The 12,871-nt window shown below is 30.5% G+C and carries 16 protein-coding genes; all 16 read left to right on the top strand.

Translation table 11 applies throughout. The features are described 5' to 3' along the window. Nucleotides 1-4 precede the first annotated feature (4 nt). The 16 genes from B5X81_RS27085 (at nucleotide 5) to ispG (ending at nucleotide 12,817) form a co-directional block, all read left to right on the top strand. A complete protein-coding gene (locus B5X81_RS27085) occupies nucleotides 5-625 on the top strand; it encodes a chemotaxis protein CheC (RefSeq protein WP_139380335.1) in 621 nt (206 codons plus the stop codon). Then, on the top strand, nucleotides 618-1,103 hold the full coding sequence (locus B5X81_RS13680; RefSeq protein ID WP_208985063.1) for a chemotaxis protein CheD: 486 nt from the start codon (nucleotides 618-620) through the stop codon (nucleotides 1,101-1,103). The genes B5X81_RS27085 and B5X81_RS13680 overlap by 8 nt, the downstream gene beginning before the upstream one ends. Before the next feature lie 77 nt (nucleotides 1,104-1,180). Then, a complete protein-coding gene (locus B5X81_RS13675) occupies nucleotides 1,181-1,918 on the top strand; it encodes a sigma-70 family RNA polymerase sigma factor (protein ID WP_079492431.1) in 738 nt (245 codons plus the stop codon). Nucleotides 1,919-1,943: 25 nt separating this feature from the next. After that, nucleotides 1,944-3,359 carry a DUF342 domain-containing protein gene (locus B5X81_RS13670; protein WP_208985062.1) on the top strand — a complete coding sequence of 472 codons (1,416 nt, stop codon included), beginning with the start codon at nucleotides 1,944-1,946 and terminating at the stop codon, nucleotides 3,357-3,359. 4 nt (nucleotides 3,360-3,363) lie between these two features. Beyond that, the gene (locus B5X81_RS13665) at nucleotides 3,364-3,648 is read left to right on the top strand and encodes a hypothetical protein (protein ID WP_079492428.1); all 285 of its coding nucleotides are present in this window, start codon (nucleotides 3,364-3,366) and stop codon (nucleotides 3,646-3,648) included. Nucleotides 3,649-3,659: 11 nt separating this feature from the next. Beyond that, nucleotides 3,660-4,175 carry a DUF6115 domain-containing protein gene (locus tag B5X81_RS13660; protein WP_079492427.1) on the top strand — a complete coding sequence of 172 codons (516 nt, stop codon included), beginning with the start codon at nucleotides 3,660-3,662 and terminating at the stop codon, nucleotides 4,173-4,175. A gap of 270 nt (nucleotides 4,176-4,445) precedes the next feature. Continuing rightward, the gene (gene rpsB, locus B5X81_RS13655; protein ID WP_079492425.1) at nucleotides 4,446-5,198 is read left to right on the top strand and encodes a 30S ribosomal protein S2; all 753 of its coding nucleotides are present in this window, start codon (nucleotides 4,446-4,448) and stop codon (nucleotides 5,196-5,198) included. A gap of 118 nt (nucleotides 5,199-5,316) precedes the next feature. Next, nucleotides 5,317-5,967: a translation elongation factor Ts gene (gene tsf, locus B5X81_RS13650; protein ID WP_079492424.1), complete on the top strand. Its 651-nt coding sequence runs from the start codon at nucleotides 5,317-5,319 to the stop codon at nucleotides 5,965-5,967. Between the two features lie 252 nt (nucleotides 5,968-6,219). Continuing rightward, a complete protein-coding gene (gene pyrH, locus B5X81_RS13645; protein WP_139380334.1) occupies nucleotides 6,220-6,945 on the top strand; it encodes a UMP kinase in 726 nt (241 codons plus the stop codon). After that, nucleotides 6,939-7,493, top strand: a complete 555-nt coding sequence (gene frr / locus B5X81_RS13640; RefSeq protein WP_079492421.1) for a ribosome recycling factor — start codon at nucleotides 6,939-6,941, stop codon at nucleotides 7,491-7,493. Before pyrH ends, frr begins: the two co-directional genes overlap by 7 nt. 5 nt (nucleotides 7,494-7,498) lie before the next feature. Next, nucleotides 7,499-7,696 (top strand): hypothetical protein, encoded by a 198-nt coding sequence (locus B5X81_RS13635; protein ID WP_079492419.1) that lies wholly within the window; start codon nucleotides 7,499-7,501, stop codon nucleotides 7,694-7,696. Nucleotides 7,697-7,903: 207 nt separating this feature from the next. Continuing rightward, on the top strand, nucleotides 7,904-8,653 hold the full coding sequence (locus B5X81_RS13630) for an isoprenyl transferase (RefSeq protein ID WP_079492504.1): 750 nt from the start codon (nucleotides 7,904-7,906) through the stop codon (nucleotides 8,651-8,653). Between the two features lie 92 nt (nucleotides 8,654-8,745). Further along, nucleotides 8,746-9,531, top strand: coding sequence for a phosphatidate cytidylyltransferase (locus tag B5X81_RS13625; RefSeq protein WP_079492418.1), 786 nt, complete (start codon nucleotides 8,746-8,748; stop codon nucleotides 9,529-9,531). A 43-nt stretch (nucleotides 9,532-9,574) separates the two neighbouring features. Further along, nucleotides 9,575-10,720: a 1-deoxy-D-xylulose-5-phosphate reductoisomerase gene (locus tag B5X81_RS13620; RefSeq protein ID WP_079492416.1), complete on the top strand. Its 1,146-nt coding sequence runs from the start codon at nucleotides 9,575-9,577 to the stop codon at nucleotides 10,718-10,720. An 11-nt stretch (nucleotides 10,721-10,731) separates the two neighbouring features. Further along, complete coding sequence (gene rseP, locus B5X81_RS13615; RefSeq protein WP_079492415.1) at nucleotides 10,732-11,739, top strand: RIP metalloprotease RseP; 1,008 nt, start codon at nucleotides 10,732-10,734, stop codon at nucleotides 11,737-11,739. Between the two features lie 13 nt (nucleotides 11,740-11,752). After that, on the top strand, nucleotides 11,753-12,817 hold the full coding sequence (gene ispG / locus B5X81_RS13610) for a flavodoxin-dependent (E)-4-hydroxy-3-methylbut-2-enyl-diphosphate synthase (RefSeq protein WP_079492413.1): 1,065 nt from the start codon (nucleotides 11,753-11,755) through the stop codon (nucleotides 12,815-12,817). The last annotated feature ends 54 nt before the right edge of the window (nucleotides 12,818-12,871 follow it).

Below are 12,871 nucleotides of genomic sequence, written 5' to 3'. Positions count from 1 at the left end.
TTAGATGAGTGATAATTTAGATAATATGGATTCTTTAGTTCTAGATGTTTTAAAAGAGGTTGGCAATATCGGAGCAGGAAATGCCACTACAGCCTTGGCTAAAATGCTTAACAAGAAAATTGATATGAATGTTCCAAAAGTCAATGTTTTAGATTTTAATGATGTTGCAGATTTAATAGGCGGGCCAGAAACATTGGTTTGCAGCATTTTCTTTAAGATTGAAGGAGATTTAAATGGAAGCATAATGTTTATGTTGGAAATTGAATCCTCTAAAATATTAATTAACCTATTATTGAATGGCTATGAAACAGATAAAATTGATGATTTTGCTAAATCTGCATTAAATGAGATAGGAAATATTCTTTCTGGAGCTTATATTTCTTCATTATCTGGACTTACTGGATTGAATATGAAAATATCAGTGCCATCCCTGGCTATTGATATGGCTGGTGCTATACTGAGTGTTCCTGCCATTGAATTTGGAAAAGTTAGTGATAAGATATTGATCATTGAGACAGAATTTTTAGAAGGAAAAGATAATGTTAGAGGCTATTTTTTCTTAGTACCAGAGTATGGTTCTTATGATGTGTTATTAAAGAGCTTAGGAGTAACAGATAATGGATAAAGTAATCAAAGTAGGTATGGCAGATTTAAAAACAACAAAATCACCGGGTATACTAATCACATTAGGTCTTGGTTCGTGCATTGGAATTTGCCTCTATGACCCAGTGACAAAGGTTTCTGGCATGGCCCATATTATGTTGCCATCCAGTAAGAGCATTAAAAACAATAAAAACATATATAAATTTGCCGATACAGGAATAGAAAAATTAATTAATGAAATGGTGGCTATTGGAGCTGTTAAACGTCGTATGATAAGTAAAATAGCAGGTGGAGCCCAGATGTTTTCTTTTTCCAGTAAAAATGATATCATGAAAATAGGAGAAAGAAATGCTATTGCTGTAAAAAAAATACTTAAAGAGTTTAATATACCTATTAAGGCTGAAGACACTGGTGGAAATTATGGGCGAACAATTGAATTTCACTCATTAAATGGAAAGTTATTAGTCAAAACAATAGGTCACGGTGTAAGGGAAATATAATTATAAGGATTTTTTAATTATGCAAGTATTGAGCTTTATAGAAATATTAGATTATTCTGGGGAGTAGGATATAGTTTATGGCTAATATAGAATTAATGAAATTATATAAGAAAAACAAATCAAAAGAAATAAAAGATCAGTTGATAATTGAAAATATTGAATTAGTCAAAATTATAGCTGGCAGACTATATCATTCATACAACTCAAATGTAGAATATGATGATATTGTTAGTTATGGTATTTTAGGATTAATTGATGCTATAGATAAATTTGATCCTGATAAAAATGTAAAATTTGAAACCTATGCTAACTTTCGTATTAGGGGAGCGATTATTGATAATTTAAGGAATCTTGACTGGGTTCCAAGGTCAACTAGACAAAAGTATAAAAAATTTGAAGAAGCTATGTCCAAATTGCAGGGTGAATATGGATTTGATATTGATGATGAAATCTTAGCAAAGGAGCTGGGCTTATCTATTGAGGAATTGAATAGTTTTCTTTCAGAAGTTTCAATTTTCTCAATTATTTCTTTAGATGAAAAAATAGCCGAAAACAGTAACTTTAGTATAGTTTCAGATGATTTTGATGCTAGGCCTGAATCAAATTATATAAAAAATGAAGATAAAGAAATATTAAAGGAGACCATAGAAAAATTACCTGAAAGGGAAAAGAAAATAATACAGCTTTATTATTTTTCTGAATTAACCTATAAAGAAATTTCTAAAATATTAAATGTTTCTGAATCAAGAGTGTCTCAACTCCATACGAAATGTATCGTTAAATTAAAGAATTCTTTAAAGAAAATATATACATAAAATGGGGAGAGGAATGAATGATTATATGATAAAAAATTTAGACAATCAAAAGAATGTCAATCTTACCGGGGGAGAAGAAAAGGACATTGATATTATAGTAGATTTATCTTCTGATTACTATGAGGCTTATATTACTATATTGTCTAGTAAAGATGAGGTTTCTGTAAGTAAAGATTTTTTGTTGGAGGAATTGAGGAAAAAAAATATTAGCTATGGAATTAAATATGACGTTATAGATAGAATTGTTCAAAACCCTGAAGATGTTTATCGAATCTCTATTGCCTTTGGGAAAAGACATGAAAATGGAAAAGACGGCAGAATAGAATGTTGTTTTAATACATCCTGTGATAAAACTCCCAAGGTTCTATCAGATGGAAAGGTTAATCATAAGGAACTTAATTATGTAAACCAAGTAAGGAAGGGAGATATATTAGCTAAAAAGATATTACCTGTACCTAGTAATGATGGAAAAACCGTCACTAATAGAGTAATTAAAGCCAAGGCTGGTAAGTATATAGACTTTAAAAAAGGCAAAAATGTAATGACTTCTGATGATGGTATGCTGCTATTGGCGGCAGTAGATGGACAAGTCAAATTTCAAGATGGTAAGATTAGCGTAATAAAGGTATTGGAAATTGACCAAGATGTCGGCGTTGCCACAGGCAATATTAGATTTGATGGAAAAATAATAGTTAATGGCAATGTGGGAACCGGTTATAAAATACAATCTAAAGAGGATGTTGAAATAAGAGGAATTGTAGAAGGAGCTGAAATTGAAGCTTTAAATATTATAATCCTTAAAGGGGTACATAATAAATCAAAACTTACCGCTAATGGAAATATAACTGCTACTTTTATGGAAAATTGTTATGCTGAGGCCAAGGGGGATATTATTTCTGATACTATAATACATTGTGATATAAAATGTTATGGAAAAATTATTGCAACCCAAAAGAAAGGATTAATACTTGGAGGAAGTATATGTGCAAGAAGGGGAATTGTGACAAAATCCATTGGAAGTCAAATTGGTTCTATTACCAAAATACAATTGGGTATAGATGAAGAATTAGTAAGCAATATAAAAAATACCAAAACTAAAATTGAAGAATCCAAATCTTGTTTAAAGAAAATAAATAAATCAATCGATATTCTTAAGATTAAAAAAAGTAAAGATTATAAAAAAGATATATTACTAGACAAATATTTTAAAACAAGAGCTCAATATAGGAAAGAGATTAAAATTTTAGAGGGAAAAATGAAGGAATTGTTTTTAATAGCAGAAAATCTAAAAAACAGCAGTATAAGCAGTAATCACATATACCCTGGAACTAATATTAAGATTAATAACACATATTATACAGTTAAAAAAGCATTAACAAATGTTACTCTGATAAGTGAAAATGGTGAAATTGTGATTTCTCCTAATTTTAAAAGGAGTTGATATTATGCCTATTAGACCTATAGATATGCAAGTATTAATGCCAAAGTCACAGGATATATCAAAAATAAGCCAGGTTATGGCAAATAAAAGTGAAAACATTGTACAGCAAGCTAATAATAAAAATAAAAAAATGGAAAAAGAAAAGCTAAAGAAAGTAAATACAACTGATAAGAAAGAAAACCCACTACTTAAAAACAATGACAAAAACAATTCGAGTAATAAATGTCTTTATAATAAAGAAAAGAAAACTGAAATTAGAAATAGTTCAAAAATTGATATAAAGTTATAACGAGGTGTAGGATGGAAAGCGTAATTGTACTTATAATTGGTATACTAATTATTATCTTTTCAAGTATTTTTATTAGAAAGAAATCAAAGTGTGATTTTATACCGCCAAAGCAAAACAATAATAACGATGAATTAGTTGCTACTCTAGAATCTTTAGAAAATATTATTGATGATATTAACATTACTTTTAACAGTACTATAAATGAAATGGAAGAAAAATATAGGCAACTTGAATTCAAAATTGATCAAGTAGATATAAAATCTGCTGAAAAAAATGATGAAGGTCAAGTATCTAATATTGAAAATCAGCATAACTACGAAAATAATATAAGTAATAATATAAATAGTATTGTAAATGATGATATAAATGCCCCTGATGAGAAAGAAAAAATATATAAAAGCATAGAAAAGAAGTGTGAAATGATCAAAGAATTAAAGAATAAAGGTCTTAGTATTTCGCAAATTGCAAAGAAATTAAATATGGGCATAGGTGAAGTCATGCTCATTTTGAACTTAAATAGAAGATAATAAACAGCTTTAAGGGCTATAAATTTTATGTTCTAGTGTTTTTTATCTGTAAAAGATTATAATATGGTTATATTTCTTTATTTTGGTTATAATATACTTTGAATATTTTATTATAAATAAAGCATATTTTTCTTGCATAATCAACATCTTATATGTTATACTACTTAAGGTAATAAATACACACGTCTCAGAATTCTTAAACTGGTGCCGCTAATCTAGGTTTTTTAAGAAAATGACTGAGACGGAGGAAAAACCATGGAGGTGTAGTTAATGGCAGTAATTTCAATGAAACAGCTTTTAGAAGCTGGGGTTCATTTTGGACATCAAACAAGAAGATGGAACCCTAAAATGGCTGAATATATTTTTACAGAAAGAAATGGTATATATATCATAGACTTGCAAAAAACTGTAAAAATGATGGAAAAGGCCTATGAATTTATAAAGGAATTATCTTCAGAAGGTAAAAAAATTCTTTTTGTTGGTACAAAAAAACAGGCCCAAGAAGCTATAGAAAAAGAGGCAAAAAGATGTGGTATGTTCTACGTTAATCAAAGATGGTTAGGTGGAATGTTGACAAACTACAAGACTATCAAGAAGAGAATTGAGAGATTGGTAGAACTAGAGACCATGGAAGAAGACGGTACTTTTGACCTTCTTCCAAAGAAAGAAGTAATTAATTTAAGACATGAAAAAGAAAAATTAGAGAAATTTTTAAATGGGATTAAAGAGATGAATGGTTTGCCAGATGCTTTGTTTATAGTAGATCCTAGAAAAGAGAGAATTGCTATTAAAGAAGCACAAAAACTAGGACTCCCAATAATATCTATAGTAGATACCAATTGTGATCCCGATGAAGTAGATTATGTAATTCCAGGAAATGATGATGCTATTAGAGCCGTTAAATTAATAACTTCAAAAATGGCTGAAGCCGTTATAGAAGGAAGACAAGGGGAACAATTTGAAGACGCAGACGAAGAAGAAGATTTAGAAGAAAATACAGTAGAAGAAGAAAAAGCAGAATAGGAAAAATGGTATATTAATTAATAACTTTAACGGTAAGGGCATTAAGGGAAACTTTCCCTTACTACTCTTACCTTTTATTATGCAAATTTCATACAGATTAAAAGAGGAGGAATATAAAATGGCAGTAACTGCTTCGATGGTAAAAGAATTAAGGGAAAAAACTAGTGCAGGTATGATGGATTGTAAAAAGGCTCTTGTTGAAACCAATGGTGATATGGAGAAAGCTGTAGAATTATTAAGAGAAAAGGGATTGGCTAAAGCAGCTAAAAAAGCTGGTAGAATTGCAGCTGAAGGTATAGTTGCATCATACATACATGGTGGAAGAATTGGTGTTTTAGTTGAAGTAAATAGTGAAACAGATTTTGTAGCTAAGAATGAAGAATTTCAAACTTTTGCTAGGGATGTGGCTATGCAGGTAGCTGCTTCAAGTCCACAATATGTAAGACGTGAAGACATTCCTAATGAGATAATTGAAAAGGAAAAAGAAATTCTTAGACATCAAGCATTAAATGAAGGAAAACCTGAGAAAATCGTTGATAAAATGGTTGAGGGTAGAATAGAGAAATACTTTAAAGAAGTATGCCTTTTAGAGCAACCTTTTATAAAAAATCCTGATATAAGCATACAAGATTTGCTAAATGAAAAAATAGCAAAAATTGGAGAAAATCTTAACATCAGAAGATTTTCAAGATTTGAAGTTGGAGAAGGATTAGAGAAGAAAGAAGAAAATTTTGCAGAGGAAGTTGCTAAACAAATTGGAGATAAATAACAAAAGTTATAATTACAAAGTTTTTACTTAAATCCCTATAATACTTTAGAAACGGTTATCTTTAGTATATAGAAAAACTAAAAATGAGAGCACAAATGTGTTCTCTTTTTTAAACATATATAAATTAAATTTTTTGCTAAAATTCCTATATAATATCTAAATATTGTTGTGAAAATTTTTAATAATTTTAAATAGTTGGTTATTTAATGAAGGTTTTTTAGCATTTTTGTAGAATAAATAGAACGGAGGTTAATTACTGTGAGGCCCAAATATAAAAGAATAATCTTAAAATTAAGTGGTGAAGCTTTAGCAGGAGACAAGGGTTTTGGAATTAATCAAGATGTAATAGATGCTATTGCAGTGCAAGTAAAAGAAATAGTAAAATTAGATGTAGAGGTTTCTATTGTAGTTGGAGGAGGAAATTTCTGGAGAGGCAGAAGCCATGAAGGAATGGACAGAACTACAGCAGACTATATGGGAATGTTAGCCACAGTAATAAATTCCTTGGCCTTACAGGATTCTTTAGAAAATATTGGTATTATGACAAGGGTTCAGACTGCTATAGAAATGAGACAAATTGCTGAGCCCTATATAAGGAGAAGAGCTGTTAGGCATTTAGAGAAGGGAAGAGTAGTAATATTTGCTGCTGGAACTGGGAACCCGTATTTCTCTACTGATACTACGGCCTCATTAAGGGCTGCTGAAATAGAAGCCGAAGTAATTTTATTAGCTAAAAAAGTAGATGGTGTCTACGACAGTGATCCGGTAGAGAATCCAAATGCAAAAAAATATGAGGATCTAACTTATATAGAAGTATTAAAAAAAGGCCTAAAGGTAATGGATTCTACGGCCACTTCTCTTTGTATGGATAACAAAATACCAATTATTGTCTTTAGTCTTAAAAACCCTGAAAATATTAAAAGGGTTGTTTTAGGAGAAAAAATAGGTACCTATGTAAAGGAGGAGGATTTATGTTAGAAGTTCATAAGCAATTTGAAGAAAAAATGAAAAGATCTATTCAAGTACTTAAAGAGGATTTGCATAGTATTAGAGCAGGAAGGGCGAACCCTTCATTATTAGACAGAATAACTGTAAACTATTATGGTTCTGAAACTCCCTTAAAGCAAATTGCAAATGTTAGTGCACCTGAACCAAGATTGTTGGTTATACATCCTTATGATGCCAATTCCATAGTTAATATTGAAAAGGCCATCATTCAATCTGACTTAGGGATAAATCCTTCCAATGATGGTAAAATTATTAGACTTGCTATTCCAATGTTAACGGAAGAAAGAAGGAAAGAATTACAAAAGGTTGTTAAGAAAAATGGTGAGGAAATCAAAATTGCTATTAGGAATGGTCGTAGAGAGGCCAATGAAAAACTTAAAAAATTAGAAAAACAAAAAGAGATTACTGAAGATGATTTGAAAAGAGCTGAAGAAGAAGTTCAGGAACTAACAGATAAATATATAAATATTGTTGATGAACTAGTAATAAAGAAAGAAAAAGAAATTTTGGAGGTATAGATTAAATGAAAATACCTGATTTAATAGGTATTAAAATAGAAAAAGCAAAAAAAATTATAGAAGATTTGAGTGGAAACTATAAAATTTTTATTAAAGAAACTGTATCTCCATTTATAAAAAATCCATATAAAGAAAATGAATGTAGAGTTGTAAGACAGCAAATTTTTGACAATACTATTATAATAACGGTCAGCTATTTTTAGCCCTCCTCAGGGTTATTTAAAAAATAACTTCCGATATTGCTTGATCTTTTATACATTTTCTTTGGAGCTTGATCACTTATATTTATGATATATAGGTGGTTAAACTCCTTGAAAAAAGTAGAATTTCTTAAAAATATCGGGAACTTATTTTTTCATAACCTTACTGGGAGGGTTAAATGCTTTACAGATGGGGAGGGGTTAAGACTTATGTTTAAAATAGAGAAAAAAAACACAGAGAAATCAAATAATATAGATAAAGAAAATATACCAGAGCATATAGCAATCATTATGGATGGAAATGGTAGGTGGGCTAAAAAAAGAAATCTACCTAGAATTTCTGGCCATAAGGCAGGAGTTGAGGCTTTAAGAAGCGTGATTAAAACCTGTTCAAACATAGGTGTATCCTATTTAACTCTATACGCCTTCTCAACTGAAAATTGGAAAAGACCAAAGGAAGAAGTCAATGGTCTTATGGACCTACTAGTGCTTTATCTTCGAAAAGAGATAGGTCAGCTCCATAAAAATAATGTTAAGATAAATATAATTGGAGATGTTTCAAAGCTTCCTAAGAAAGCAATTCTAGAAATTGAAAAGGCAACTAAGCTAACAATGAAAAATAATGGACTTAATGTAAATATAGCATTAAATTATGGTGGTAGATCAGAAATAATGATGGCAGTTAAAAATATTTGCCAATCTGTAATAAATAAGGATTTTTCAATTGATGAAATAGATGAAAGAAAATTTTCTGATTTTCTACACACAAGAAATATTCCTGATCCGGATTTACTAATAAGATCCAGTGGTGAAAAAAGAATAAGCAATTTTTTATTGTGGCAAATTGCCTATACTGAAATTTGGTTTACCGATGTATATTGGCCAGACTTTAAAGCAGAACATATTTATGAAGCAATTGCAGATTTTGCAAAAAGAAAAAGAAGATTTGGTGGTATTTAATAGAGATATAAAACTTTACAAAGGACTGTAGTAAAGTTTAGGCTATAGGGAAATAATGTATGTAAGGTTTATATTTATAGGATGGTGAATTTATGCTAAGGAGAATACTTACAGGTGTCTTAGGGGTGCCTTTGCTTGTATTTATAATAATAAGTGGAGGTTTAGTTTTGAAAATATCCACTTTATTGGTAGTAATAGTGGCATTAAGAGAGTTCTATATGTCATTTCATCTTAAGAATATCTACCCGTTAAATTATGTTGGATATCTGTTTACAATATTTATGTATTGGTCATCTTCAAGATTACATATAAATCTGTCATTTTTATTGATAATTTTTACCTTATTAATAATTTTTCTTTTCAATAAAAAAGTGACATTGACGGATATTTCAATAACTTTGCTAGGTTTTTTTTATATTTCATATTTTCTATTACATATTATATTGACATCAGAATTGAGTTCAAATTTGATAATATGGTATATTTTTATTATTGCCTGGTTAGCTGATACATCAGCATATTTTTCAGGGAGTTTTATGGGGTCTAAGATTTTTGGTCCTAAAAAACTTTTTCCAGAAGTTAGTCCTAAGAAAACTATAGAAGGATTCATTGGAGGTATATTGGGTAGTGTTTTTGCTTCATTAATTTTTTCCTATATATTTATACCGAATTTTACAACCCATTCAATAGTATTAGGGCTTTTAGGCAGTATTATATCGCAAACAGGAGATTTAGTTGCTTCAAAGATTAAGCGCTTTGTAGGAATAAAGGATTTCGGCAATGTAATGCCTGGCCATGGAGGCATATTAGATAGATTTGACAGTGTATTATTGGTTGCACCCTTTGTATATTATTACACATTGTTTTTCTTTAAGTAATATTTCAATTAATTTTTAATAAGCTATGTTAGGGGATAATTATATGAAGAATATTTCTATATTGGGATCAACTGGATCAATTGGTACTCAAACATTACAAGTAATTAGAAATAATCCTGACAAATTTAAGATTATCGCGATAAGTGGTAATAATAATATTGATCTATTATTGAAACAAATAGATGAATTTAAGCCAAGATATGTGGCTGTTTTTAAGGAAGAAAAGGCTAAAAAGCTGAAACAAAAAATTACAGGTTCACATACTAAAGTATTATGTGGAATATCAGGATTAAGGGAGATATCTACCCTTGATGAGGTGGATGTTTTAGTTACAGCTGTAGTTGGGAATGTAGGATTAATTCCTACACTAGATGCAATAAAGGCAAAAAAAACTATTGCTCTTGCTAATAAGGAAACTTTAGTAACAGCTGGTGAATTGGTTATGGAAGAAGCTAGGAGGAATGAAGTAAATATAATACCTGTAGACAGTGAACACAGTGCAATTTTTCAATGCTTACAGGGAAATGATATTAAAGAGGTCAATAAAATTATTTTGACTGCATCGGGAGGTCCTTTTCGAGGCTTTAAGAAAGAAGAGCTTGTTAATGCTAAAGCGGTGGATGCTTTAAAACATCCCAACTGGTCAATGGGAAGAAAAATATCAATAGATTCTGCCACTTTAATGAATAAAGGCTTGGAAGTTATTGAAGCAAAATGGTTATTTGATATGGATATAGAAAAAATAGATGTAATAGTACATCCTCAAAGTATAATTCATTCCATGGTGGAGTATATTGATGGATCGATATTGGCACAGCTCGGTATAACGGATATGAAGGTTCCAATTAATTATGCCCTTACATATCCTAAAAGAATAGAATCTAAAACTAAGAGGTTAGATTTTCAAAAGTTTTGCCAATTAACCTTTGAAAAACCCGATAAAAATACTTTTCCATGCCTTGATTTAGCATATAATGCCTTAGATATTGGTGGGACTATGACAGCTGTACTAAATGCTGCCAATGAAGAGCTTGTACTAAAGTATTTGAATAATAAAATTAAATTTTATGATATACCTAATAGAATAGAAAAGGCAATGAAGAAGCATAATTTAATTAGAAAGCCTAATTTAGATGATATAATAGAAGCAGATAAAAACACTAGAGAATATATAAATAAATCTTTCTAAGGTGGGATTACATGTATACTTTTATTAGTTTTATTTTTGTATTTGGTTTATTAGTTTTTTTCCATGAGTTTGGCCATTTTGCTTTAGCTAAATTGAATAATATAAAAGTTCATCAGTTTGCTTTAGGGATGGGCCCTAAGATTTTAAGCTATAAAGGAAAAGAGACTGAATATTCTTTAAGAATATTACCCATAGGTGGTTATGTGAAAATGGAGGGAGAAGACGAAGACTCCGATGATGAAAGAAGCTTTTCCAAAAAATCTCCATTGCAGAGAATCTCAGTTCTTGCAGCAGGACCAATAATGAATATTATATTAGCTATAATTTTGCTTACAATTATTTCATTTAGCATTGGAAATCCAGTTAATATAATAGATGAAGTAACTAAAAATTCACCTGCAGAGAAAATTGGATTAAAATCAGGAGATGAAATTATTCAAATTGGAAATGTTGATATAGGTAGTTGGGAAGATATTGTGGCAGCCATAAGTGAAAGCAAAGAAGAGGTTTTAAATATAGTGGTAAATAGGAATGGAGAGAAGATATCTTTTAATGTAGAACCAGAATTTGACAAAGAAGCTAATAGAAAGCTTATTGGGATTACTCCGGTTTTAAAAAAATCCTTTATCAATTCAATTAAAATTTCGGTAGAAAATGTTTTTTTAGCCACCAAGGCTATATTTGAATTTCTAATTAGCTTCTTTAAAGGTGAGGCATCTAGTGAAGGTGTAGTTGGACCAGTAGGAATGATTCATTTTGTAGGAAAAGCTGCTAGAACCAGTATATATTCATTATTATCATTGGCGGCAGTAATTTCTATCAATTTAGCAATATTGAATATATTACCCTTTCCAGCCCTTGACGGCGGTAGGATAATATTTGCTATAATAGAACTGATAAAGGGTAAGCCTGTTGATCCTAATAAAGAAGGTTTTGTTCACCTTATAGGTTTTGTTATACTAATGGTTTTAATGATATTAGTTTTATATAAAGACATTATAAGATTTAATATACTTTAGGTCGGTGATAAGAATGGGCATAAAAAGACGAAAAACAAAAAAAATAAGATGTGGAGATTTATTCATTGGTGGTGATTCACCAATTTCAATTCAATCCATGACTAATACAGATACCCGGGATATTAAAAAAACTGTTACACAAATAAAAAGACTACAGGAGTCAGGTTGTGAGATAGTTCGTATAGCAATACCGGATATGGAAGCTGCAATGGCTGTAGAAAAAATAAAGAGGGAAATTTCCATTCCTTTAGTTGCAGATATTCATTTCGATTATCGTCTCGCTCTAAAATCCATTGAAAGTGGTGTGGATAAATTAAGAATAAATCCTGGGAACATAGGCGATAAAGAAAGGATAAAGAAAGTGGTATGTAAAGCTAAAGAAAGGGAAATACCTATTCGAATTGGAGTTAACGCAGGTTCTTTGGAAAAAAAGATATTGGAAAAGCATGGTGTTACTCCTAAGGCTTTGGTAGAAAGTGCCATGAGTCATATAAGAATTCTAGAGGATTTAAATTATGATAAAATAATCGTTGCACTGAAGGCATCGAATGTTAAATTAACCTTTGATGCCTATAATCTTTTGTCTGAAAAGGTGGATTATCCTTTCCATATCGGTATTACTGAAGCTGGAACTGTCTGGAGAGGTACTATTAAATCTTCAATAGGAATAGGGGCTTTACTTTTAAATGGCTTAGGTGATACTCTAAGGGTTTCTTTGACTGGAGATCCAACCCAGGAGGTTAAGGTGGCCAAGGAAATATTACAGTCATTAAATATAAGAAGCTTTGGTATAAATTTCATTTCTTGTCCTACATGCGGGAGATGTCAAATTGATTTAGAGAAATTTGCTAAAGAAATAGAAGATAGATTAAGGGATATTAGAGCGCCTCTAACAATTGCAGTTATGGGGTGTGCTGTAAACGGTCCAGGTGAAGCAAGAGAAGCTGATTTAGGTATAGCTGGAGGTAAAAACTCAGCACTATTATTCAAAAAAGGAAAAATAATTAGAAAAGTTCCACAGGATGAAATAATAGATGCTGTTCTAGAGGAAGTTAAAAAGCTGGATGGAAACGACTAAAGGTATTTGATGGTTGCAATTTATAAGCCATATGTTCAATCAAAAAAGGACCTT

Source organism: Maledivibacter halophilus, assembly GCF_900167445.1.
Lineage (GTDB): Bacteria > Bacillota > Clostridia > Peptostreptococcales > Caminicellaceae > Maledivibacter > Maledivibacter halophilus.
This window is presented reverse-complemented; position numbering and strand designations above follow the sequence as displayed.